Source organism: Streptomyces vastus (genome assembly GCF_039532825.1).
GTDB lineage: Bacteria > Actinomycetota > Actinomycetes > Streptomycetales > Streptomycetaceae > Streptomyces > Streptomyces vastus.
In genome coordinates this window covers 1-22,928 of sequence record NZ_BAAASJ010000044.1, presented here as the reverse complement: position 1 = coordinate 22,928, position 22,928 = coordinate 1, and the positions used below count along the sequence as shown (strand labels likewise).

At 68.6% G+C, this 22,928-nt stretch carries 18 protein-coding genes, 1 pseudogene and 2 riboswitches; of the genes and pseudogenes, 8 read left to right on the top strand and 11 right to left on the bottom strand.

Going from position 1 to position 22,928, the window contains the following annotated elements:
• Nucleotides 1-77 precede the first annotated feature (77 nt).
• A complete protein-coding gene (locus tag ABD357_RS22720; RefSeq protein WP_344392465.1) occupies nucleotides 78-3,134 on the bottom strand; it encodes a type I polyketide synthase in 3,057 nt (1,018 codons plus the stop codon).
• On the bottom strand, nucleotides 3,131-4,972 hold the full coding sequence (locus tag ABD357_RS22715) for a non-ribosomal peptide synthetase (protein WP_344392464.1): 1,842 nt from the start codon (nucleotides 4,970-4,972) through the stop codon (nucleotides 3,131-3,133). Before ABD357_RS22715 ends, ABD357_RS22720 begins: the two co-directional genes overlap by 4 nt.
• A 185-nt stretch (nucleotides 4,973-5,157) precedes the next feature.
• Here ABD357_RS22715 and ABD357_RS22710 point away from each other — a divergent pair.
• From ABD357_RS22710 to ABD357_RS22695, 4 genes and pseudogenes are all read left to right on the top strand, one after another.
• A pseudogene (locus ABD357_RS22710) lies at nucleotides 5,158-5,358 on the top strand (IS110 family transposase); the annotation flags it as partial.
• Nucleotides 5,359-5,488: 130 nt separating this feature from the next.
• Nucleotides 5,489-5,836, top strand: a complete 348-nt coding sequence (locus ABD357_RS22705) for a hypothetical protein (protein ID WP_344392463.1) — start codon at nucleotides 5,489-5,491, stop codon at nucleotides 5,834-5,836.
• A 271-nt stretch (nucleotides 5,837-6,107) separates the two neighbouring features.
• On the top strand, nucleotides 6,108-6,896 hold the full coding sequence (locus ABD357_RS22700; RefSeq protein WP_344392461.1) for a hypothetical protein: 789 nt from the start codon (nucleotides 6,108-6,110) through the stop codon (nucleotides 6,894-6,896).
• A complete protein-coding gene (locus ABD357_RS22695) occupies nucleotides 6,893-7,978 on the top strand; it encodes a prephenate dehydrogenase (RefSeq protein ID WP_344392459.1) in 1,086 nt (361 codons plus the stop codon). The genes ABD357_RS22700 and ABD357_RS22695 overlap by 4 nt, the downstream gene beginning before the upstream one ends.
• Nucleotides 7,979-8,023: 45 nt before the next feature.
• Here the strand turns inward: ABD357_RS22695 and ABD357_RS22690 are convergent, their stop codons facing one another.
• From ABD357_RS22690 to ABD357_RS22650, 9 genes are all read right to left on the bottom strand, one after another.
• The gene (locus ABD357_RS22690) at nucleotides 8,024-8,815 is read right to left on the bottom strand and encodes an AfsR/SARP family transcriptional regulator (RefSeq protein WP_344392457.1); all 792 of its coding nucleotides are present in this window, start codon (nucleotides 8,813-8,815) and stop codon (nucleotides 8,024-8,026) included.
• A gap of 240 nt (nucleotides 8,816-9,055) precedes the next feature.
• On the bottom strand, nucleotides 9,056-10,228 hold the full coding sequence (locus ABD357_RS22685) for an ABC transporter ATP-binding protein (protein WP_344392455.1): 1,173 nt from the start codon (nucleotides 10,226-10,228) through the stop codon (nucleotides 9,056-9,058).
• A gap of 23 nt (nucleotides 10,229-10,251) precedes the next feature.
• Nucleotides 10,252-11,349, bottom strand: coding sequence for an ABC transporter ATP-binding protein (locus ABD357_RS22680; RefSeq protein WP_344392454.1), 1,098 nt, complete (start codon nucleotides 11,347-11,349; stop codon nucleotides 10,252-10,254).
• On the bottom strand, nucleotides 11,346-12,344 hold the full coding sequence (locus ABD357_RS22675) for an ABC transporter permease (RefSeq protein WP_344392634.1): 999 nt from the start codon (nucleotides 12,342-12,344) through the stop codon (nucleotides 11,346-11,348). The genes ABD357_RS22680 and ABD357_RS22675 overlap by 4 nt, the downstream gene beginning before the upstream one ends.
• Nucleotides 12,345-12,460: 116 nt before the next feature.
• Nucleotides 12,461-14,245 (bottom strand): ABC transporter substrate-binding protein, encoded by a 1,785-nt coding sequence (locus ABD357_RS22670; protein WP_344392452.1) that lies wholly within the window; start codon nucleotides 14,243-14,245, stop codon nucleotides 12,461-12,463.
• A gap of 61 nt (nucleotides 14,246-14,306) precedes the next feature.
• Nucleotides 14,307-15,317 carry an ABC transporter permease gene (locus ABD357_RS22665; protein WP_344392451.1) on the bottom strand — a complete coding sequence of 337 codons (1,011 nt, stop codon included), beginning with the start codon at nucleotides 15,315-15,317 and terminating at the stop codon, nucleotides 14,307-14,309.
• A 423-nt stretch (nucleotides 15,318-15,740) separates the two neighbouring features.
• Nucleotides 15,741-16,529: an enhanced serine sensitivity protein SseB C-terminal domain-containing protein gene (locus ABD357_RS22660; protein ID WP_344392450.1), complete on the bottom strand. Its 789-nt coding sequence runs from the start codon at nucleotides 16,527-16,529 to the stop codon at nucleotides 15,741-15,743.
• Nucleotides 16,530-16,724: 195 nt separating this feature from the next.
• Nucleotides 16,725-17,522, bottom strand: coding sequence for an enhanced serine sensitivity protein SseB (locus ABD357_RS22655; protein WP_344392448.1), 798 nt, complete (start codon nucleotides 17,520-17,522; stop codon nucleotides 16,725-16,727).
• Between the two features lie 119 nt (nucleotides 17,523-17,641).
• Entirely contained in the window at nucleotides 17,642-18,337 is a 696-nt protein-coding gene (locus tag ABD357_RS22650) for an AAA family ATPase (protein WP_344392447.1), read from the bottom strand.
• A gap of 198 nt (nucleotides 18,338-18,535) precedes the next feature.
• A riboswitch (glycine riboswitch) is annotated at nucleotides 18,536-18,650 on the top strand.
• A riboswitch (glycine riboswitch) is annotated at nucleotides 18,651-18,769 on the top strand. It abuts the riboswitch before it with no gap.
• A gap of 35 nt (nucleotides 18,770-18,804) precedes the next feature.
• Between ABD357_RS22650 and gcvT the strand changes: the two genes are divergently transcribed.
• The 4 genes from gcvT to ABD357_RS22630 all read left to right on the top strand — a co-directional run.
• Nucleotides 18,805-19,923, top strand: coding sequence for a glycine cleavage system aminomethyltransferase GcvT (gcvT, locus tag ABD357_RS22645; RefSeq protein ID WP_344392445.1), 1,119 nt, complete (start codon nucleotides 18,805-18,807; stop codon nucleotides 19,921-19,923).
• A 154-nt stretch (nucleotides 19,924-20,077) separates the two neighbouring features.
• Nucleotides 20,078-20,467 (top strand): glycine cleavage system protein GcvH, encoded by a 390-nt coding sequence (gene gcvH, locus ABD357_RS22640; RefSeq protein ID WP_344392444.1) that lies wholly within the window; start codon nucleotides 20,078-20,080, stop codon nucleotides 20,465-20,467.
• 14 nt (nucleotides 20,468-20,481) lie between these two features.
• Nucleotides 20,482-21,744, top strand: coding sequence for a serine hydroxymethyltransferase (gene glyA, locus ABD357_RS22635; protein ID WP_344392443.1), 1,263 nt, complete (start codon nucleotides 20,482-20,484; stop codon nucleotides 21,742-21,744).
• 118 nt (nucleotides 21,745-21,862) lie between these two features.
• On the top strand, nucleotides 21,863-22,928 hold a 1,066-nt coding region (locus ABD357_RS22630; protein ID WP_344392442.1), incomplete at its 3' end, for an L-serine ammonia-lyase.

Genomic DNA, 22,928 nt, shown 5'->3' with positions numbered 1-22,928 from the left:
TGGACCCCGGTCGACGTCATCTTCACATCGGTGTCTTTACGGCACCCTGAACGCTTCGCTGAACAGAATCGGAGCCGTCAGCTCCCCTCGCGCAGCTGCTGCTCCACCTCCTCGGGCGACATCTCCGCGATGTCCGCGATGAGTTGGGCCATCAGTTCCGAGTCCCGCTGGACGGCCTCGACAGGCGGCACTTGGCGCTCCTCGGCGAGCGCGACGAGCTCCCGGGGCGTCGGTGCCGAGTACAGCGCGTCGCCCGGAAGCCCGATGCCGGTCGCGTCGGCCACCTTGGCGATGATGCGGGTCGCCAGCAGCGAGTGGCCGCCGAGTTCGAAGAAGTCGTCGTCGAGACCGACGTCCTCGGTGCCGAGCAACTCCCGCCAGATGCCCAGAACGGTCTCGGACAGAGACTCACCCGGCCTCGTCGCACCGGCCGGCCCGGCATCCGTCAGGGGCCGTACGCCCGAGGTGTCGGGTGTCTCCTCCCCCACGACCGCGAAGGCCGGGCCAGATCCGGGCATCGGGTCCACCCAGTGCCGCAGGCGCCGGAACGGGTACGTCGGCAGCGGTATTCGCGACCACTCGCCCGGGCGCCATCGGCTCCAGTCCACGGGGACTCCCGCCTCCCACAGCCGGCCGACCGTACGGGCCAGATAGGCACCGCCGTCCGCTTCGCGCTCCGGGTCGGGCAGGCCGCCGAGCAGGACATGGTCGTCGCCGACCCGGCCGACGAGGGTACGAAGGGTGGCCCCCGGACCGACTTCGAGGAGCACCGACGCCGGGCCGCTCAGCAGCCGCCCCACCCCTTCGTGGAAGCGGACCGGGGCCAGCAGGTGACGGATCCAGTACTCCGGGTCCACGGCCGCCTCGGCGCGAATCCAGTCGCCGGTCAGATTGGACACGAACGGGATCTCCGGCGGCCGGAGAACGGCCTCACGCAGCCTCGACGCGAAGGGCGCGGCCACCGCTTCCATCATCGGGGAGTGGAAGGCATGGGACGTGCGCAGTCGACGGCAGGTGGCCCCGGCCTCCCGCAGCCGCTTCTCCAGCATCTCCACGGACGGCTCGGGACCGGACACGACGCACAGGGCAGGACCGTTGACGGCCGCGACCGCGGTCTCCGCGTCGAGGGCGGGCTGCACCTCAGCCACCGGAAGGTTGACGGTGAGCATGGCGCCGGGCGGCTGGTCCTGCATGAGCCGCGCCCGCACGGCGACCAGATCGAGCGCGACGTCGAAGTCGAAGCACCCCGCGACGGTCGCCGCCACGTACTCGCCGAGGCTGTGCCCGATCATCGCCCTGGGCACGAGCCCGAGCCCCATCCACAGACGGGCGAGGGCGTGTTCGACGGCGAAGAGCGCCGGCTGTGTGTAGCCGGTGAGTGCCAGCGTCCGCGCGTTCTCGGCCGGATCCCCCGCGTACAGCAGGCCGCGCAGATCGAAGTCCAGGCGCTCGTCCGCGGCGTCGATCCAGGAGCGGAAGGTCTCCTCCGTCTCGTACAGTTCCCGCCCCATGCCCACCCGCTGACTGCCCTGCCCGGGGAACATGAAGACCACGCCACGGTCGCGTGCGTCCGCCGCCGGCGGACGCACGGCGGCCAGGGCAGCGGTTGCCGAGTCGAGGTCCGTGCAGGTGACCGCGGCTCTGCGGCGCTGGGGTGTACGGCCGCTCTGCAGGGTTCCGGCGACGTCCGACAGTTCGGCCTCCGGGTGGGTCGCTAGGTGCTCCCTGAGCCGGACGGCCAGTTCGAGCAGCGGCTCGTCCGCACGGGCGGACAGAAGCAGCACCTCGTGCTTGCGGCCCGCGGGAGAGCGCGGCGGCGGGGGTGGGGGCTCCTGAAGAACCATGTGGGCGTTCGTCCCGCCGATACCGAAGGAACTGACCGCCGCGCGCCGCGGCCCGTCGTACTCCGGCCACGGCATCGCCTCGGTGAGCAGGCGGAACCGGCCGGAGCCCAGTTCGATCTCCGGGTTCGGCCGGGTGAAGTGGCGGCTGGGCGGCAGGACGCGGTGCTTCAGCGCCAGCGCCGTCTTGATGAGGCCGGCCACGCCGGCCGCCGAGGAGAGGTGACCGATCTGTGCCTTCAGGGTCCCGAGGGTGCAAGGAGCACCGTCGCGGCCGAGCGCCTCGGTGAGCGCCTCGAACTCGATCGGATCCCCCAGGGGGGTACCCGTCCCGTGCGTCTCCACGTACGTGATGGTGCGGGGGTCCACGCCCGCGACGCGATGCGCCGCGCGGACGACGGCGACCTGCCCGTCCACCCCCGGAGCGGTGAAGCTGAGACGCCGCGCGCCGTCGTTGTTCACCGCGGACCCCAGGATGACAGCGTGGATCGTGTCGCGGTCGGTGAGGGCGTCCGCCAGCGGCTTCAGCACGACCACGCCCACACCGTTGCCGAAGACCGTCCCATCGGCCCCGGCGTCGAACGGCAGGCAGCGCCCGCTCTGGGAGAACACCGAGCCGACGGTGTGCAGATACCCCTCGTGCTGGGGCACATGGATCGTCACGCCGCCGGCCAGGGCCATCTCGCACTCACCGGCGAGCAGCGCCTGGCAGGCCATGTGCACGGCGACCATGGACGAGGAGCAGGACGACTGCACACTCACGCTCGGCCCGCGCAGGTCGAGGTGGTAGGAGACCCGAGCCGCCAGCAAGTCCTTCTCGGTCGCCAGCAACAACTCCTGCGGACTCGTGTTCGCCAGCGCCCCAGGGGCCCCCAGCAGGTTGCTGAGCAGGTAGGCGTTCTGGCTGACACCGGCGTAGACGCCCACCGGCGCGCCTGCTTCGGTGCGAGGGGCGTACCCCGCGTCCTCCATCGCGGCCCAGGCGCACTCGAGGAAGACGCGCTGCTGCGGGTCGAGCAGGGCGGCGTCCCGTGGCGTGTACCCGAACAGCACGTTGTCGAAGTACTCGACTCCGTCGAGCACGCCGTGGACATGCCGGTAGTCGGAGTGCCGGGCCTCGTCCGGCGCCACACCGGCGGCTATGGAGTCCTCCGCGGTGAACGACGTGATCCGGTCACCGCCGTCGAGCACACTGTCCCAGAACCGTCCGACAGAGTCTGCGCCGGGGAAGCGCCCCGCCATACCCACGACGGCGATCTCGAGCCCGGTCGGCTCCGCCTGCTGCTGGGTCATCGCTCGTCCCCTCCCATCGCGGCACGCCGCCGGGCGCGGGCAGCCGTTGTCAGCCTGCTGCGTGCCCGGCCCCGGTCCGCCTCGAGCGCGGGATCCGCGGCGGTCTCGAGATGGCGCGCCAGCAGGCGCACAGTCGGGTTGCGGAAGAGCGTGACCATCGAAATCTCCCGGTCGAGCGACTTGACCAGCCGAACCCTGAGCCGCATCAGCAGCAGCGATGTGCCGCCGATGTCGAAGAAGCTGTCGTGCACGCCGACGTTCTCGAGGCCGAGCGTCTCGGCCCAGACCGCGGCTATCTCCTCCTCCAGGCCGGCCCGCGGCGCCCCTTGGTGGCCGGTCCGCTCGACGACCGGGGCGGGCAGGGCGGCACGGTCGATCTTGCCGTTCGGGGTCAGCGGCATGGCGTCGAGCACCACGACGGCCGCGGGCACCATGTGGTCGGGCAGCCGGTCCGCAGCGAAGACGCGCACATCCGCCCCGGTGACGCCGGATCCGGTCACATAGCCCGCCAGCCGTAGCTCGCCGGCGGCGCCGTACGGCAGGACGACGGCCTGCCCCACGCGCGGATGGCGGGCCAGGACGGCCGCGACCTCGCCGGGCTCGACGCGGTATCCCATGACCTTGACCTGGTCGTCGGCGCGCCCGGCGAACTCCAGATCTCCGCTCGGCAGCCACCGGACCAGGTCGCCGGTGGCGTACATGCGCGCCCCGGACGGGCCTGCTGGGCACGGTGTGAAGGCGGCAGCGGTCGCGGCGGGGGCGTCGAGATAGCCGCGGGCCAGGTTCGCCCCCTCGATGTGCAGCTCCCCGGTGGCCCCGTCGGGGACAGGCTCCCGGTCCGGCCCGAGAACATGCACGCGCACACCTCGGAACGGGCGGCCGAGGGGAACCGTCGCGGCCTCCGGCAGGTCCCGCGGCACTCGGTGGGCCAGCATCGAGACGGTGGTCTCGGTCGGGCCGTAGTGGTTCTCGACGGCCAGGTCCGCCCGGGCCGCCCGGACCCGGCGGACCAGGTTCGGCGGCAGCGGCTCACCCGCGCAGATCAGCAGGCGCCGCGGCAGCACCCGGTCGACCGCGGCACCGTCCGCGCCCGCCAGAGCCGCGAGATGACTCGGTACGAGCTTCATCGCGTCGATCCGGTGTTGTGCGAAGTACGCCGCGAAGGCCTCCGAATCGATCGCCTGCTCCCGGGAAAGCACATGCAGGCAACCGCCGGTGGTCAGCGCCCCGAACACATTGGTACTGCCCAGGTCCGCGGAGAACGTGGACACCAGTGCCCAGGACCACCCCGGCTCGATCCGCTCGTACAGGCCGTTCAGGTAGTGGACGTACTGGCGATGCTCGACGGCGACGGCTTTCGGCTCGCCGGTCGAGCCCGAGGTGAACAGCACATAGCACAGGGCCGAGCCGGGCGTGAGCGGCCTGTTCGGGCCCGCCTCACCGGGGTCCTCACCCAGTACTACGACGGGAAGCCCGGAGCTTTCGGCCCGCTCTGCCAGCTCCGGCGTCGTCACCAGGGCCGCCGCGCCCGCGGCCGACAGCAAGGCGTTGACTCGGGCGCCGGGAAGCTCGGGGTCGAGTGGCAGGTAGGCCCCGCCCGCCCGGAGTATTCCGAGCATCCCCACGATCATCGCTGCTGATCGCGGGATCAGCATGCCTACGGGACGATCCACTCCCACGCCAAGTGCGAGGAGCCGGACGGCCACCCGCTCCGCCCGCCATTCGAGTTCGCCGTAGGTGTGCGTGCCGTCGGGTCCGGTGACCGCGATCCTCGACGGGTCCTCACGCGTCTGGGCAGCGATCAGTTCGTGCAGCGTGGTTCCCTGCGTTGCTCGCATGAATGAGATCGTCGTATCGCACGCTGACTCAGCGCTGAACCGGCGGTGACGCGCCACAACCGACGGCTTTTCGCCGAACTGTCCTTGCACGCCCGACCGGTCCCGAATCGGTGTGAACGCCCGCACGGAGGTACAGGGCGAACGCTGCTTGGTGCGGTGGCCACCGTGTCGAGGACACCACTTCGGGCTACTGGAAGCCGGTCTTCTACGTCTTGGAGGCGGCGGGCTTCGACGTGTGGCTGGTTAACGCCAAGGACGTCAAGCACCTGCCGGACCGCCCGAAGACCGACAAACTCGACACGGTGTGCCTGGCCAAGGTCGCCGAACGGGAGATGGTCTGGCCCAGCTTCGTACCGCCCCGCGAGATCCGTGCCTGCGCGACCTGACCCGCTACCGCACCGACCTGGTCGGCGCCCGCACCAGCAAGAAACAACGCGTGGAGAAGCTTCTGGAGGACGCGCAAATCAAACTGAGCTCGTTGGCCACCGACATCTTCGGCCACCCGAGAAGAGACATGTGCGCCGCACTGATCGCCGGGAGCGTGCCCCCAAGACGCTCGCCCAGTTGGCCCGCCGTCGGCTGCGGGCCGAGATCCCTGCTCTGGAGGAGGCCTTCACCGACCACCACGCCTTCATCCTCGCGCGCATGCTCAACCGCATCGACGCCATCGACGCCGACATCACGGCAGTGGACGCTCAGATCGCCGACGAAGTCGCCCCCTACGCGCAGGCCATCGCCCGTCTCGCGCAGATCCCGGACGTCAACATGCACGCGCGATCAGGTCCGGGTCGTCGAACGCGGCGAACAGCGTCGCCGGGCTGTGGGAGACTTTCACTTACGAGGTGCCTTGCTTCGTGGGACTGATGAGGGCGTAGGAACTCCCAACATCCCAGATCAGCAGGGGCACCTCTTCTCATTTCGTCGTCCACAGACCACCTGTCGCACGGTCGATCCAGACTCAGTCAAACGACGCCTCTGGCTCCGCGTTGAACGGTTCACGGTGCCCTGCTGGCAGGTCGCTGGCGTCTTATCGGCGGCCAGCTGGATTCCCTTGTTGCGAGGCCTGACCACGTGCCAGCCTTTCGACCTGGCGAGGTTCAAACAACAAACTGCTCCTACGCCGGGAGGTACGAACATGACCGCTGTGAACGCCCCCTATGTCGAGTTGCACGCCGTCGACCGCCACAAGGCGTCCGAGTACTTCACCGCGCCATTCGGGTTCAGCGAAACAGGAGTTTCCGAGACGCCTGAAAGAGACTCGATCCTGTTGCGTCAGGGAGATTTCCACCTGGTAGTGACGAGCGGCCCGGCAACCGAATCCTTTAAGGAGCACTGCGACGGCATCGCCGACATCGCTCTGGGATGCGACGACGTGGCCGCTACCGCAGCGGGCGAGCGGGCGCTGCCCACCGAGTTGGTCGCCGCGGTCGTCACCGGCTCCACCGGCCTGCCGGCCGCCGAACTCGCCACGATCAAGAGCACGGTGACGGTGAACACCTCACCGCTCAGCCAGGCGGCGGTGTCCGGGGTACTGCTGGCCTCCAACGGGCGTCTGTCACAGGCCAACGCGGAGGCGGCCGCACACTACGGCACGGGGGGGCGCAGCGTCCTGCGCGAGCTGACCGAGGTGTTCTCGCCGGCTGAGCGGGAGCGGCTCGGTGTGCGGTGGAACGAGCCCAGCGGCGGATCCTTCCTGACCATGAACGTCGCTTTCCCGGGGGACAACGCTGCGTTGGCCCGCTGCGCGCGGGACTTCGGTCCGCTGTGGACACCGATGTCGCACTTCTACCCCAACGGCGGCGGTGAGCACGCGCTGCGCCTGTCCTTCAGCTACCTGACGCCACAGGAGATCGCGGAGGGGGGCCGGCGACTGGCTCGCTCTATCGATGCCGAGACCTCCCGCCACACGGAGACGGCGTCATGAGGTCCGCCGCGGTCATCGGAACCGGTCTCATCGGTACGTCGGTCGCGCTCGCGCTGACCCGCCACGGAGTGACCGTTCACCTCAGCGACACGAATACAGCCAGTGCGCGAACGGCTGCCGCGATGGGAGCCGGTTCCTTCGGCCTCCCGGACGACCCGGTGGACCTGGCGGTGTTCGCGGTACCGCCCACGCGCATCAGCGCTGAGGTGACCCGCCAGCAGCAGAGCGGGCTGGCGCGCGCGTACACCGACGTGGGCAGCGTCAAAGGCCGAGCCCACGAGGACTTGTGCGTCTTCGGCGGAGACCCCGCCAGCTATGTCGGGGGGCATCCGCTCGCCGGCGGGGAGCGGCCCGGGCCGCTCGCCGCCGCTGCCGATCTCTTCCAGGGCCGGTACTGGGTGCTCACCCCCTCCAGGCGGACCGAGCAGAGCGTGTTCAACCAGGCCCTGGAGCTGGTGTCTTTGTGCGGTGCGGTCCCGGTGGTCATGGACGCCGCCGAGCACGACCGTGCGGTGGCGCTCACCTCCCACGCCCCCCATCTGGTATCAGCCCTGATGGCCGCACGCCTGGCGGAGACGGACGACCAGTCGGTCCGCATCTCGGGGCAGGGCCTGCGCGACATGACCCGGATCGCGGGCGGTGATCCCGGGCTGTGGAGCGAGATCCTGGACGCCAACGCCCCGGCGGTCGCCGATGTCCTCCAGGCCTACGCGGAGGATCTGACGCTGGCGGTCTCGGCGCTCCGCGCGCTGACCGACACCGACGAAGTGCAGCGCAAGCGGAGCCGCCTGGACCTGGAGGAACTACTGCGCCGGGGCAACACCGGGCGCAACCGCATTCCACAGAAGAAGGGCCGAACGCATACGGACCTGGCTGTGGTCCAGGTGGAGGTCTCGGACCGTCCCGGCATACTGGCCCAGTTGCTCGCCGACGTGGGGGCGGCCGGTGTGAACGTGGAGGATGTGCGGATCGAGCATGTTCCCGATCCGCCGCGTGGACTCGTGGAACTCCTCGTGGCGCAGAGCTCCGCCGCTGCGCTCAGCAGGAGTCTGCGCTCTGACGGATGGCAGGTACAGCAGTAGTGAGACGTGGTCCGGACCAGGCACTCGTGTCCGGACCACGGGGGATCACTCGGACCAGGCGGGTACCGGGATTTGAGCTGCCGGCAGTCGGCCAAGAATGCCTTTCTGTAACTCCTGTAGTTCCACTCCGGGTTCGATCCCGAGTTCCTCCCGGAGTCTGCCGCGCGTCGTCGAATAACTCTGAAGAGCCTCTGCCTGCAGTCCGGACCGATACAACGCAAGAACCAACTGAGCGGCCAGCGTTTCCCGCAACGGGTGAGCACTGACCAGTTTGGAAAGCTCGGGAATGATGCGCCGATGGTTCCCGAGGGAGATTTCCAGACTCACCAACTCTTCGTACGCGGCAAGCCTCTCACCCTCAAGAAACCGCGCTTCTTGCTGCAGGATTTCTCCGGGCACACCAGAAAGCGCACTTCCGCGCCAGATGGACAAAGCCCCCCGCAGCTCCGGTGTCGCTCGATTAAGATCCCTGGACCGCACGAATTCACGGGCCTCGTCGACCTTATGCCGGAACACCCGCAGGTCAAGCGCTACCGGGTCAACCTCCAGCATGTAGCCGGCGTTCCCGGTGTGCAGTTCAACGCCGGCCGTGCGGCCGAGCAACTGGCGCAACCTATATATGTAGGCTTGCAGAGTGGTGCGGTACGCGGTTGGCGGGCGCCCATCCCAGACATACCCCACGAGGTGGTCGAGCGAAACGAATTCATTGACACCGAGCAGCAAGGAGGCGAGCACTGCCTGCTGCTTGGGAGCTGTGATAATTATTCGCTTGCCAGTGGATCTGACTTCAAGGGAACCAAGAATCCGAAACTCCACCGAGCTATCCAATGACTGCACGACGCGACCACCCCCGTTGGGTCTCCATCGGACAAATGTGATTCCATCCGGACTAACCGCAATAAAACAGGCTCACTTTATCGGTGTCTGCATGACCGAAAATAAAGCCTACCCCCTCCGGCGCGCGACAGTCTTCAAGACTTGACCAAACTATGCGACTATCCATGACATTAGGGAAACGCGGCGCCCCCGTCGAGCCTATTCAGGCCGACGGGGGCGATCGGGGGGCAATTGCCAGGGTCAGTTGTCGGTGCTCTCCTGGCCGCCGCTGTTCTCCGCCTGCATCTCCTCAGGCACCAGTTCCGCCGCCTCCTTGGCCGCGGAAAGCAGGACCGTGTCCTGCGGGGCCTGGTCCTCGAAGTTCTCCGGGTGGTGGCAGGCGACCTGCTGACCGGGCTTCAGCTCGATGAGCGGCGGCTCCTTGGTGGTGCAGATCTCCGTGGCCTTCCAGCACCGGGTGTGGAAGCGGCAGCCGCTCGGCGGGGAGATCGGCGAGGGCACATCGCCCTTGAGCAGGATGCGCTCGCTCTTGGCGGCCCGGCGCCTGGGGTCCGGGATGGGCACGGCCGACATCAGCGCCTTGGTGTACGGGTGCATCGGCGCCTTGTAGAGCGAGTCGCGGTCCGCGAGTTCGACGATCTTGCCGAGGTACATCACCGCGATACGGTCCGAGACATGGCGTACGACGGACAGGTCGTGCGCGATGATCACGTACGTCAGGCCCAGCTCCTGCTGGAGGTCGTCCAGCAGGTTCACGACCTGCGCCTGGATGGACACGTCCAGCGCGGAGACCGGCTCGTCCGCCACGACCAGCTTCGGGTTGAGCGCGAGCGCGCGGGCGATGCCGATGCGCTGGCGCTGACCGCCGGAGAACTCGTGCGGATAGCGGTTGTAGTGCTCGGGGTTGAGGCCGACCACCGACAGCAGCCGCTGGACCTCCTTCTTGATGCCGCCCTCGGGCGTGACGCCCTGAAGCTTGAAGGGGGCCCCGATGATGGTGCCGATCGTGTGGCGCGGGTTCAGCGACGAGTACGGGTCCTGGAAGATCATCTGAACGTCACGGCGCATCGGGCGCATACCGCCGACCCCGAGGTGCGTGATGTCCCTGCCCTCGAACTCCACGGTGCCCGCGGTCGGTTCGAGCAGCCGGGTGATCAGCCGGCCCATCGTCGACTTGCCGCAGCCCGATTCGCCGACGACGCCAAGCGTCTCGCCGGACTTGACCTCGAAGTCGATGCCGTCGACCGCCCGCACCGCGCCGACCTGCCGCTGGAGCAGGCCCTTGCGGATCGGGAAGTGCTTCTGGAGCCCGGTCACCTTCAGCAGGGTCTCGCCGGGGGCGGCGTCCTTGGTGAGGGTCGCGCCCGGGGCCGTCTTCGGGCCCGCGCCGTCGCTCTCTGCGGGTTTGGTCACTGCCGCGTCCTCGGGTTTCTCACTCACAGCTTGGGCGCAATCTCTTCGGTCCAGATACGCTCCCGCTGCTCCTGCGTCATATGGCAGGCGGCCCAGTGGTGGCTGCCGACCTCGGCCAGCTCGGGGCGGACCGTGCGGGTGACGTTGTCCTTGGGGACGTCCGCGTACGGGCAGCGCGGGTTGAAGGCGCAGCCCGACGGGATGTTGATCAGCGAGGGCGGGGAGCCCTTGACCGGGATGAGCCGCTCCTGCTGGTCGCGGTCCAGGCGCGGCATCGAGCCCAGCAGGCCCCAGGTGTAGGGATGCCGGGGCTCGTAGAAGACCTTCTCGGCCGGGCCCCGCTCGACGCAGCGGCCGCCGTACATCACCAGGATGTCGTCGGAGAGCTCGGCGACGACGCCCAGGTCGTGGGTGATGATGATGACCGCGGAGCCGAACTCCTTCTGCAGATCCCGGATCAGGTCGAGGATCTGCGCCTGGACGGTCACGTCCAGGGCGGTCGTCGGCTCGTCCGCGATGAGCAGTTCGGGGTTGTTGACCAGCGACATCGCGATCATCGCGCGCTGGCGCATACCGCCGGAGAACTCGTGCGGGTAGCCGTCGACGCGCTTGTCGGGCTGCGGGATGCCCACGCGGTCGAGCATCTCGATCGCGCGCCGCCGCGCCGTCTTCTTGTCGACGTCGTGATGGATGCGGTACGCCTCCACGATCTGGTGGCCGATCGTGTAGTACGGGTGCAGCGCCGACAGCGGGTCCTGGAAGATCATCGCCATGTCCCGGCCACGCAGTTTGCGTACGTGGTCAGGGTCGGCGGTGAGCAGTTCCGTGCCGTCCAGCCAGATCTCGCCGGAGATCTGCGCCTTGCGCTTGCCGTACTGGCCGGTGGTGTGCAGGCCCATGATGCCGAGCGAGGTCACCGACTTGCCGGAGCCGGACTCGCCGACGATGCCGAGGGTCTTGCCCTTCTCCAGCGTGAAGCTGAGCCCGTCGACGGACTTGACCAGTCCGTCGTCGGTCGGGAAGTGCACCTTCAGGTCGCGGACTTCGAGGAAGGCGGTCGGGGCGGGCGAGTCCTTGACGGGCTCGCTCAGCGCCGACCCGCTCTTGCTGAGTTCGGTCATGTGAGCCTCACTCGGGGGTCGATCACGGCGTACAGGATGTCCACGACGAGGTTGGCGATGATCACCGCGAGCGAGGTGATCAGCGTGACGCCCAGGATCACCGGGAGGTCCTTGTCGCTGATCGCCTTGAGGACCGCCTGTCCGAGGCCGGGAAGGCTGAAGGTGGTCTCGGTGAGGATCGCGCCGCCGATCAGGGCGCCGAGGTCCATGCCGAGCATGGTGAGGATCGGCGTCATGGTGGAGCGCATGGCGTGCTTGCCGATCACGACCGGCTCGCGCAGGCCCTTGGCGCGGGCGGTGCGGATGTAGTCCTCGCCCATGACCTCCAGCATCGTGGCTCTGGTGATCCGGGCGTACATCGCCGCATAAAGGAAGGCGAGGGTGATCCAGGGCAGGATCATGCCGCCGAACCAGCCGCCGAAGCTCTCCTCGATGGGGACGTACTGGGCGTCGAGCCAGCCGAGTCCGTAACTGAAGATCGCCAGCGACAGCAGGCCGGTGAAGTAGATGGGGAGCGAGACGCCGCCGAGGGCGACGACCATCGCGCCGCGGTCCCACAGGGACCCGCGCTTGAGCGCGGAGAGCACGCCCGCCGCGACACCGAACAGCAGCCACAGCACGGCGGCACCGAGCGCGAGGGCCAGGGTCACCGGGAAGCGGTCGGTGAGCACCGGCCAGATGGCCTGCTCGTTGCGGAAGGAGTAACCGAAGCACGGTGCCGCGCAGTTGGTCACGTCGCCGCCACCGACGTACGTACGTCCCGCGAAGAGGCCTTTGAAGAACTCCCAGACCTGGACGAGGATCGGATCGCCGAGGCCAAGCTTCTGGCGCACCGCCTCGACGGCCCCCGGGTCGGCCTGCTTGCCCACGAACATCGTGGCCGGGTCCACGCCCGCCCAGCGGGGAACGAGGAAGAAGATGCAGAAGACCACCAGGATGATGACCACCAGCATCACTGCGGCGGCGAAGAGCCGCCTGGTGAGGTAAGCGAGCACTGCTCTCGGCCCGGCGGCGGACCGTGGGCCACCGGAGGTCTTCCGGTGGCCCACGAGTTACGCCGCGCCGGCCTTCACCTGCCTTTCGTGCCGTATGGCGGGTGCGCCGGTCGGATTTACTTCTTCAGACCCAGGTTCACGAAGTCGTACTGACCGCTGTAGTTGTCGGTCGTGTAGACATTCGCCAGGTTGTTGCCGCGCCAGTGGATGAACTTCTCGAAGACGAAGGGCAGGTAGTAACCGCCCTCCATGACCTTGTGGTTGATCTCCGTGGAGATCTGCTCCTTCTTCGCGTCGTCCAGCTCCTTGACGTAGTCGTCGAAGAGGCCGTCGATCGTCTTGTCCTTGATCAGGGCGAAGTTGTTGTTGCCGCTCTCAAGGATGTACTTGCTGCTCCACAGGGGCAGCCCGAAGCCCTGGACAGTCGGGAAGTCCGGGCCCCAGCCCATGATGATGATGCCGTAGCCCTTCTTCACCACGTTCGAGGGGCTGCCGATGATGCCGGTGGTCTGCGCACCGTCGTACTGGTCGATCTCGGCGTCGATGCCGACCTTCTTCAGCGACGCCTGCAGGGACTCGGCGGTGGCCACCTCGACCGGCTTGTTGTTGCGGACCGCGATGGTGGTCTTGAAGCCGTTCGGCTGGCCGCAGGCCTTCAGCGCCTCCTTGGCCTTGGCGACGTTGCCCTTCTTGTCCGCGCCCGCCATGTCGTACGGGTCGTACTTCTGACCCTCGGCACCCGGGACGGACGGCGGCAGCATGTTGGTGCCGATGTCACCGCCGGCCACCGGGCCGCCGCGCGCGGTCTGCAGCGACTCGTGGTCGGCGCCGTAGAGCACGGCCTTGCGGCAGTCCACGTTGTCGAACGGCTTCACGCTCTGCGGGAAGACCGCGTAGCGGACGTAGCCGGAGACCGGGTTGTCCAGGTTGCCCTTGTGCTCCTTCAGGGCAGTGGTGCGGCCCTGCGGGGACATGCCGGTCTGGTTGATGTCCAGATCGTAGTCACCGTTGATCAGGCGCTGGTCCATGTCATTGGCGTTGGTGAACAGCGTCAGCGAGATCTTGTCCGGGTACGCCTTGCGAACCGGGTCCGAGGACTGCTTCCAGTTCTCGTTGCGGACCAGGACCAGCTTCTTGTTCGGCGTGTACGACTGGAACTTGTACGGGCCGGACGAGAACGGCTTCAGGCCGTACTTGGACTTGGTGTCCTTGTCCTGACGGACCGGCGAGGCGAAGGCCATGGCGAGCATGTCCTCGAAGTCCGAGTTGGCCGCGGGCAGTTTGAAGACGATGGTCTTGTCGTCCGGGGTCTCGATCGCCTTCAGACCCAGCTTGTCCGCGGACGGGTCCTTGTAGGGGCCCGGGTACTCGCCCTTGGGGTCGAGGACGTCCTTCAGGTAGACGGGACCGCCGGACAGCACGTCCTGCGCCCACTGGCGCTCGATGCCGTACTTGACGTCCTTGGAGGTGATCGGCTTGCCGTCCTCCCAGGTCACCCCGTCACGCAGCGTGTACGTGTACGTCTTGCCGTCGTCGGTGATCTTCGCCGTGCTGGTGGCGAGGTCCGGGGTGACCTCGGCGCCCTTCGCTCCGGGCTCCGTCTTGCCGGTCACCAGCGTGCGGCTGTAGTACCGCATGAAGTTCCAGGCGAAGCCGTAGTAGCCACGCGTGGTGTCCCACGAGTCGGCGTCCTGGACACCGGCGAACTTCAGCTCGCCGCCCTTCTTGGCCTCGGAGGCCTGGGCGACCTTGTTGTTGGCGGCGTTGAAGCCGGCCGCGCCGCCTTCCCCGCCTTCGTCGGTGCCGCCGCCGCCGCACGCCGCCGTGGCAAGCAGCGCGGCGACCACGCCGGCGGCGGCCACGGCCTGCTTGCGCCGCCCTGTGGTGCGTTGGGTAGTCACTCGGATCCTCCGTGTGTGTAGCGGCCCGCCGACAGATGACGGGCCCTGGGGGTACGGCAGTTCAGCGGGAACCCTTCGGATCCAGCGCGTCGCGCACGCCGTCGCCGAAAAGATTGAAGGCAAGCACAGTGATGAAGATCGCCAGACCCGGGATCACCATGTACATGGGGTCCGAGTCGTAGTAGTCGATCGCGCTCGAGAGCATCTGCCCCCAGGAGGCTGTGGGCGGCTTGACGCCCACGCCCAGGAAGCTGAGTGCCGCTTCGGTGAGGATGTTGGTCGGGATCATCATCGTCGTGTACACGATGATGGGCGCGACGAGGTTGGGCAGCAGCTCCTTGAACAGGATGTACACCCGCCCGGCCCCGAGACTGCGGGCGGCCTCGACGTACTCGCGCTCACGCAGCGAGAGCGTCTGGCCGCGCACCACGCGTCCGACATAGGGCCAGCCGAAGAAGCCGATCACCAGGATCATCACGAAAATGCGCACGCCCGTGCCGGTGAGGCCCAGCATCTCGTTCGGCATGACCGAGACCAGCGCGATGATGAAGAGCAGCTGAGGGAAGGCCAGCAGACCGTCCATCACACGGCTGATGACCGCGTCCAGCCAGCCGCCGAAGTACCCGGCGAGAACACCCAGAACCGTGCCGAGCACGACCGCGACGAGGGCGGACAGGAAGCCGACCAGAAGCGAGATGCGGGCGCCGTAGACGATGCGGGCGAACACGTCACGCCCGTTGACCGGTTCGACGCCGAAGGGGTGGTCCGCGCTGATGCCGCCCCAGGAGCCTTTGGGGGTCGAGAAGAGAGGGTCGATCAGGTCCTCGTGGTGCGTCTCCGGGTCCTGCCCGACCAGGTTGGTGATCACCGGTGCGAGCAGTGCGATCGCGATCAGTACGAGCACGACGACGCCGCCCGTGAGGGCCAGCTTGTCGCGCTTGAGGCGCTCCCAGGCGATCCGGCCGAGGGAACGCCCCTGTACCGCCCTGCCCTCGGCGGAGCCGGCGAGCACCGCCTCCTCGGCAGCGCTCGGGGCCGCTTCCGCGGTCGGCTCGTGCAATGGTGCCGTCATCGTGGCAGCGACCCCTCTCAACCGGCTGTAGCCGGCCCCCACATGCCGCTTGTAAGCGGCGTGATCAGTCCGTCGTACACAGGGGCGAACACCCCCGAAGCCGGAGTCTTCAACGGTTCAGCGATCTGTTGCCAGACCTGGCGGTGAATGGATGCCTAAACGTGATGCTGTCTGCGACGTTCCGTTATCCGAACGGTACGTAACGAGGTGCGGACGCGGGACAGTTGATACTCAAGAGTCACACGCCGCGTTTACCCGCGTAGATCGGGACAATAAACCCGAACCGGATCCGAAGTCGAATCGAGGTCGAACGGAAGCCGAACGGAGGGGATCTGGCGAGGTGAGCCCGGGTCAGCCGCGTCGGGCGGAGTCCGACGGAGTGTCAGTACGAGCGGCTCAGTACCAGCGGGTCAGTACGAGAGGTCAGTAAGAATCCGGGTAGCCGTATCCGCCCGCCACCGGAGCCTGCGCGGGGGCCGCGTGGGCCTCGCGGTCGTAGAACGGGCGCGTCATGGCCCGCATCCACATGGCCACTGGGTCGTACTCGTCGGACATCGCGACGGTCGACACCGGCAGCCCCTCCGGCACGGCACTGATCGACTGCTGCATCATCGCCCGTACCGAGTCCACGGCGGGCGGACTCGTGTCGTACACATCGAGCCCGATGGCCAGATACGGAGCGCCAAGGGCGGGCTGCACCCAGGCGCGGCGCAGCGAGCGCACGGCGGCGGTGCGATGCGCGTTCTGCGCCAGGAGGGCGTAGAACTGCGGGAGTTCGATGCTCGGCTCGGCCATCCGGAGCGGTCCTGCGGGCTGCCGCTCCAGGCCGGTGGCGATGCGGCGCAGGTCGAGCCAGGGGACGCCGACGCCGCCGCCGGGCGCGTGCGGGTTCAGCCACAGGCCGTAGTGGTCGGGGTAGAGGGTGCGGGCCACATCGAGGCCGTCGACGACTTCGTACGAACGGTTCCAGCCGCTGGCCGAGAGTTCCTGGGCGGAGGTGACGCAGGGCGCGTAGCTGAAGCCCTCCACCTCCATGTTCCCGTACTGGGCGTCCGGTGAGCCGGCCTGCCCGTGCCAGAGCAGCATCCAGATCTGGCCCGCCGAGGGGGTCGCGAGCGCCCGCAGGAGCGCCTCGTAGGCGTCGTAACGCCCGGGCGTGACCTGGCGCAGCATGTGCTCGACCTGCCCGGCCGCGATGCCGCTGGCGCTCACCTGTACCGCCCCTTCGAGAAGTTGACTCGGATATGAAACCAGCTTATGCGCTGCGCCGGCCGAACCGATGTGAGCCGGCCTCCGCTGCATGTGCCGATTTGAGCTCGGGGCTCCATGTCGATTACGGGCTGCCGGTCCGTTGTGGCTTGTCGCGCCCACGCGGCGGAGCCGCAAATCGATGCAGCCCCGCGCCCCTTACAGGGGCGCTGCAGCGGGACCCTGGTAGAAGGGGCGGACCCGTTCTCGTAGCCACGTGGTTACTGGGTCGTGGGCTGCTTCCAGGAAGACCAGGTTGACCGGCCAGGGGGCTGGGGCTCGGGTCAGGGCTCTGCCCAGGGCGTTCAGGGGGTGGGTTCGGGCCTCGGGGTCCCAGGAAGTCAGTTCCACGCCTATGAAGAGGACCGGGTCTGCCGTTTCGATGGCTGCCAGGCAGCGGCGGGCGGTTCGTACGGCGCCGGTGGCTTCGAACTCGGTGGAGGCGGCCGTCAGGAAGTCCACCGGGTCCTGCTGCCAGTCGGGCTCGAACAGGCGGACCCGGCCGCCGCTCGCGGGGCCGTCCAGCTCGGTGCGGCCGGCGCGGCACAGTTCGGCGACGGCGGGCGGGGGCAGCGGGATGCCCACCGTGCCCTCCGGGTTCACCGCGATGCCCACCTGCGGCGGCAGTCCGCGCGCGAACTCGACGGCGGGCGCGATCGTGTACGCCATGTGGTCGCCGGCGATCTGCCGGAACTGCTGCGCCGAGCTGAAGACCGGGACGTACGCCTGTCCACCGAGCTCCATCGCGGGCAGGTCCAGCGGGCCGCTGTGCGGGCCGCCGCCGTTCGGCAGTGGCACCCAGAGGAAGCTGCGTCCGAGGACCTCCACGATCCGGGCACCCGTTGAGGGCGCTGCGGGCCCCGCAGGAGCGCCGAGGGACGCGGCGAGCACCTCCTCCAACTCGTTGCCGGGCCAGCCGACGTGTGGATGGGGGTGCGCCTGTGCCGGGAAGTCCATCTGCCTCTACCACCTGCTCGAAACCCACTGCCGGAACCAGTGCCGGATAGGCCGGATACCACCGCCGGGGCAGCGACCGCTGCGACTGAAAACCCTAGCGCCCACGTGGCGCGAGCCGTTCAGTCGCCGAAGTCGATCCGCCGCAGCACGTCCGCCGCGGACCGGTCGATGAGGACGGCCGAACCGCAGCCTTCCGGCAGGTCACCCTTCTCGACGGAGCGCAGCAGCCGGGCGACCGCGGCGCGGTGCCGGGCGAAGGCGTACCGCGAGACCCCGCGGCCGCGCTCACGCTGGCCGTCCAGGGCCGTGTCCGGCGGAACGTCGAGCAGCAGCAGATGCAGCGTGCCGCCGCGGCGCCTGGCCTCGCGCGCGATCCAGTTGCGCACCCAGGCCTGGGTGCCGCAGTCGTGCACGACGACGCCCTCGCCGGAGCGCAGGGCACGGCGCAGGCCCGCGTAGTGCGCGGCCCGTACGAGAGGGCGGTAGACCGCGTACGGCAGAAAGCGGGACAGGCGGTGGTCCCAGCGGTCGCGGGTGTCCTGTGAGTCGATGCGCACGCCCGTCACGGCGCGGCGCATCAGGGTCGACTTGCCGCTGCCCGGCAGGCCCGTGACCACGACGAGATCGGCCGCGCCGAAGCGCAGGCCGTGCGGACTGTGTCCCGCGCGCTCCCGCAGATCACGGACGACGGGCGCCGGGAGCGGGCCGCACGCCTCTTTGGCCGGGACAGCCGGGACAGCGGGCTGCTTGGGCAGTGCGACGGCGGCACCCGTCGCGTACGCCGTGGTCCTGTTCACGCTGTTCGTCCTCCCCATGGGGTCGCGAGACCCATCCCCGTCGAGTGTAAAGAGAAGGTAATGCGAGCACCCTGTCGTTTTCGTTCTCGCCGTGCCACAGGCCCGTCACAGATCCCTGTGAACGACGTGAACGCCTCTGAGCCCCTGTGAAAGTCCCCCCTGCCGTGCCGCACCGATGCGTGCGATGATGTGCGCGCCAACTGCATACCGGCCGCTTGAATCCGCGCGGGAGAGTTCCGGGCACATGTACACGAAGGTGTACGAGTGTCCGGGCGCCGAAGGAGCAAGTTCCTCCCTTGAATCTCTCAGGCCCCGTTACCGCGCGGGCGAGGCACATCTGAAAAGCGGGCCGTCTCCTGGTAGCCAGGGCGTCGGCTCCACCCACGGTGCAAGCCAGTGACCGTACAGGTCATGGCGAACCTCTCAGGTTCCGATGACAGATGGGGAGGAACGACCTCGCCGTCATGCCTTGGGAGCCCTGTCCGATGAGCAGCACCATTCCACGCCGTACCGCACTCGATGCGCTGCATCGCTCGCTCGGCGCCACGATGACCGACTTCGCCGGCTGGGACATGCCCCTGCGGTACGGCTCCGAGCGCGACGAGCACCTCGCCGTACGTACGAAGGCGGGCCTCTTCGACCTCTCCCACATGGGCGAGATCACGGTCACCGGACCAGGGGCCGCCGCGCTGCTCGACTACGCGCTGGTCGGGAACCTCGGGAGCGTCAAGGCCGGCCGCGCCCGCTACACCATGATCTGCCGGGAGGACGGCGGCATCCTCGACGACCTGATCGTGTACCGGCTCGCGGAGACCGAGTACATGGTCGTCGCGAATGCGAGTAATGCGCAGACCGTCCTGGACGCGCTGACCGAGCGCGCCGCCGGTTTCGACGCCGAGGTCCGCGACGACCGCGACGCGTACGCGCTGCTCGCCGTCCAGGGCCCCGAGTCCCCCGGCATCCTGAAGTCGCTCACCGATGCGAACCTGGACGGCCTGAAGTACTACGCGGGCCTGCCCGGCACGGTCGCCGGCGTTCCGGCCCTGATCGCGCGCACCGGCTACACCGGCGAGGACGGCTTCGAGCTGTTCGTCGCCCCGGCCGACGCGGAAAAGCTGTGGCAGGCGCTGACCGAGGCGGGTTCCTCGGTGGGCCTCGTCCCCAGCGGCCTGTCCTGCCGGGACACGCTGCGTCTGGAGGCGGGCATGCCGCTGTACGGGCATGAGCTGTCGACCTCGCTCACCCCCTTCGACGCGGGGCTCGGGCGGGTCGTGAAGTTCGAGAAGGAGGGCGACTTCGTGGGCCGCGAGGCGCTCGCCGAAGCCGCCTCCAGGACTCAGGAGAACCCGCCGCGCGTCCTCGTCGGGCTGATCGCCGAGGGCCGCCGTGTCCCGCGCGCCGGGTACGCGGTCGTCTCCGGCGGCCAGGTCGTCGGCGAGGTCACCTCCGGCGCGCCCTCGCCGACGCTCGGCAAGCCGATCGCGATGGCGTACGTCGACTCCGCGCACTCCGCGCCCGGCACGCCCGGTGTCGGCGTGGACATCCGGGGCAGCCACGAGCCGTACGAGGTCGTGGCGTTGCCGTTCTACAAGCGTCAGAAGTAGTCCCGTCGGCGGTTCGGCAGCGCGCCGACGTGACGTACGTTCCCGTGTGCCGTCTCGTATCTGCCGTCTCGTGTCTGCCGTCCGGCATCCGCGGTCTTGTCACACACGACAACCCGCTCATCACCAGTCCCCCGCGTACAGGAGAATTCAGGCCATGAGCAACCCCCAGCAGCTGCGCTACAGCAAGGAGCACGAGTGGCTGTCGGTCGCCGAGGACGGCGTCTCGACGGTCGGCATCACCGAGTACGCGGCCAACGCGCTCGGCGACGTCGTATACGTCCAGCTCCCCGAGGTCGGCGACACGGTGGCCGCGGGCGAGACCTGCGGCGAGCTGGAGTCGACGAAGTCGGTCAGCGATCTGTACTCGCCGGTCACCGGGGAGGTCACCGAGATCAACCAGGACGTCGTGGACGACCCGGCGCTGGTGAACACCGCGCCGTTCGAGGGCGGTTGGCTGTTCAAGGTACGGATCGCGGAGGAGCCGAAGGACCTGCTCTCCGCCGCCGAGTACACCGAATTCTCCGGCTCCGACTCCGCCTCCTGAAGGACTCCTGACTGATGTCGCTTCTGAACCAGCCCCTGCACGAACTCGACCCGGACGTCGCCGCCGCCGTCGACGCCGAGCTGAACCGTCAGCAGTCCACCCTGGAGATGATCGCCTCGGAGAACTTCGCTCCGGTCGCGGTCATGGAGGCCCAGGGCTCGGTCCTCACCAACAAGTACGCCGAGGGCTACCCGGGCCGCCGCTACTACGGCGGCTGCGAACACGTCGACGTCGTCGAGCGGATCGCCATCGAGCGGATCAAGGAGCTCTTCGGCGCCGAACACGCCAACGTCCAGCCGCACTCGGGCGCCCAGGCCAACGCAGCCGCGATGTTCGCCCTGCTCAAGCCCGGCGACACGATCATGGGCCTGAACCTCGCGCACGGCGGGCACCTGACCCACGGCATGAAGATCAACTTCTCCGGCAAGCTCTACAACGTCGTCGCGTACCACGTGGACGACGCCACCGGCCAGGTCGACATGGCCGAGGTCGAGAAGCTGGCCAAGGAGTCCAGGCCGAAGCTGATCGTGGCCGGCTGGTCGGCGTACCCGCGCCAGCTCGACTTCGCCGCCTTCCGCCGCATCGCGGACGAGGTCGGCGCGTACCTGATGGTCGACATGGCGCACTTCGCGGGCCTGGTCGCGGCGGGCCTGCACCCGAACCCCGTCCCGCACGCGCATGTCGTCACGACCACCACCCACAAGACGCTGGGCGGTCCGCGCGGTGGCGTGATCCTGTCCACGGCCGATCTCGCGAAGAAGATCAACTCGGCTGTCTTCCCCGGTCAGCAGGGCGGTCCCCTGGAGCATGTGATCGCCGCGAAGGCCGTCTCCTTCAAGGTCGCGGCCTCTGAGGAGTTCAAGGAGCGCCAGCGGCGCACACTGGAGGGCGCGCGGATCCTCGCCGAGCGCCTGATGCGGGACGACGTCACCTCGGCCGGCGTCTCGGTGCTGTCCGGCGGCACGGACGTACACCTCGTCCTTGTCGACCTGCGCCACTCCGAGCTCGACGGACAGCAGGCCGAGGACCGCCTCCACGAGGTCGGCATCACCGTCAACCGCAACGCCGTCCCGAACGACCCGCGCCCGCCGATGGTGACGTCGGGGCTCAGGATCGGTACGCCCGCCCTGGCGACCCGCGGCTTTGGGGCCGAGGACTTCGCCGAGGTCGCGGACATCATCGCCGAGGCGCTGAAGCCCGCCTACGACGCCGAATCGCTGAAGGCCAGGGTGTCCGCGCTGGCCGACAAGCACCCGCTGTACGCGGGCCTGAAGTAAGTCCGTACGTTCCGTAGTTCCGTACGAGTTGTTCGGGCGCTTTCTTCCGGGCACCGCGCACACTGAGACGTACGTGCGCGGTGCCCGCCCATGTACCACCTGTTGTTGAGGAGTCACCGTGGCCATCTCGGTCTTCGACCTTTTCTCGATCGGCATCGGCCCGTCCAGCTCCCACACGGTCGGCCCGATGCGCGCGGCACGCATGTTCGCCCACCGCCTGAACAACGAGGGCCTGCTGGCCCGGACGGCCTCGATACGCGCCGAGTTGTACGGCTCCCTGGGCGCGACCGGGCACGGCCACGGAACCCCGAAGGCGGTGCTGCTCGGCCTGGAGGGCGCTTCCCCGCGGACCGTGGACGTCGAGACGGCGGACGAGCGCGTGGACGCGATCCGCTCCGAAAAGTCCCTGAAGCTGCTCGGCGAGCGGGAGATCCCCTTCTCCTTCGACGACGACCTGATCCTGCACCGCCGCAAGACGCTGCCGTACCACGCGAACGGCATGACGCTCTGGGCGTACGACACCTCCGGCGCCGAACTCCTCACCAAGACGTACTACTCCGTCGGCGGCGGCTTCGTCGTCGACGAGGCTGTACTTGATCAAGGCGTGGCCGGCGCGGACCGCATCAAGCTCGACGACACGGTCCTGAAGTACTCCTTCCGCACGGGCGACGAACTGCTGCGCCTGACCCGGGACACCGGCCTGTCGATCTCCGCGCTGATGCTGGAGAACGAGCGGGCCTGGCGCACCGAGGACGAGATCCGCGAGGGGCTTCTCACCATCTGGCACGTGATGCAGGCCTGCGTCCAACGCGGCATGTCCCGCGAGGGCATCCTGCCCGGCGGCCTGAAGGTCCGCCGCAGGGCCGCCGTCTCCGCACGCCAACTCCGGGCAGAGGGCGACCCGTTGGCCCACGCCATGGAGTGGATCACGCTCTACGCGATGGCCGTGAACGAAGAGAACGCGGCCGGCGGACGCGTCGTCACCGCCCCGACCAACGGCGCCGCGGGCATCATCCCGGCAGTCCTGCACTACTACATCAACTTCGTGCCGGGCGCCGACGAGGACGGCGTGGTCCGCTTCCTGCTCGCCGCCGGAGCCATCGGCATGCTCTTCAAGGAGAACGCCTCCATCTCCGGCGCCGAGGTCGGCTGCCAGGGCGAGGTCGGCTCCGCCTGCTCCATGG

Coding starts and splice junctions, on each gene's coding strand:
- ABD357_RS22720 (WP_344392465.1), bottom strand. CDS start 3,134: ATGACCCAGCAGCAGGCGGAGCCGACCGGGCTCGAGATCGCCGTCGTG.
- ABD357_RS22715 (WP_344392464.1), bottom strand. CDS start 4,972: ATGCGAGCAACGCAGGGAACCACGCTGCACGAACTGATCGCTGCCCAG.
- ABD357_RS22700 (WP_344392461.1), top strand. CDS start 6,108: ATGACCGCTGTGAACGCCCCCTATGTCGAGTTGCACGCCGTCGACCGC.
- ABD357_RS22695 (WP_344392459.1), top strand. CDS start 6,893: ATGAGGTCCGCCGCGGTCATCGGAACCGGTCTCATCGGTACGTCGGTC.
- ABD357_RS22680 (WP_344392454.1), bottom strand. CDS start 11,349: ATGACCGAACTCAGCAAGAGCGGGTCGGCGCTGAGCGAGCCCGTCAAG.
- ABD357_RS22665 (WP_344392451.1), bottom strand. CDS start 15,317: ATGACGGCACCATTGCACGAGCCGACCGCGGAAGCGGCCCCGAGCGCT.
- ABD357_RS22655 (WP_344392448.1), bottom strand. CDS start 17,522: ATGGACTTCCCGGCACAGGCGCACCCCCATCCACACGTCGGCTGGCCC.
- ABD357_RS22650 (WP_344392447.1), bottom strand. CDS start 18,337: ATGGGGAGGACGAACAGCGTGAACAGGACCACGGCGTACGCGACGGGT.
- gcvT (WP_344392445.1), top strand. CDS start 18,805: ATGAGCAGCACCATTCCACGCCGTACCGCACTCGATGCGCTGCATCGC.
- gcvH (WP_344392444.1), top strand. CDS start 20,078: ATGAGCAACCCCCAGCAGCTGCGCTACAGCAAGGAGCACGAGTGGCTG.
- glyA (WP_344392443.1), top strand. CDS start 20,482: ATGTCGCTTCTGAACCAGCCCCTGCACGAACTCGACCCGGACGTCGCC.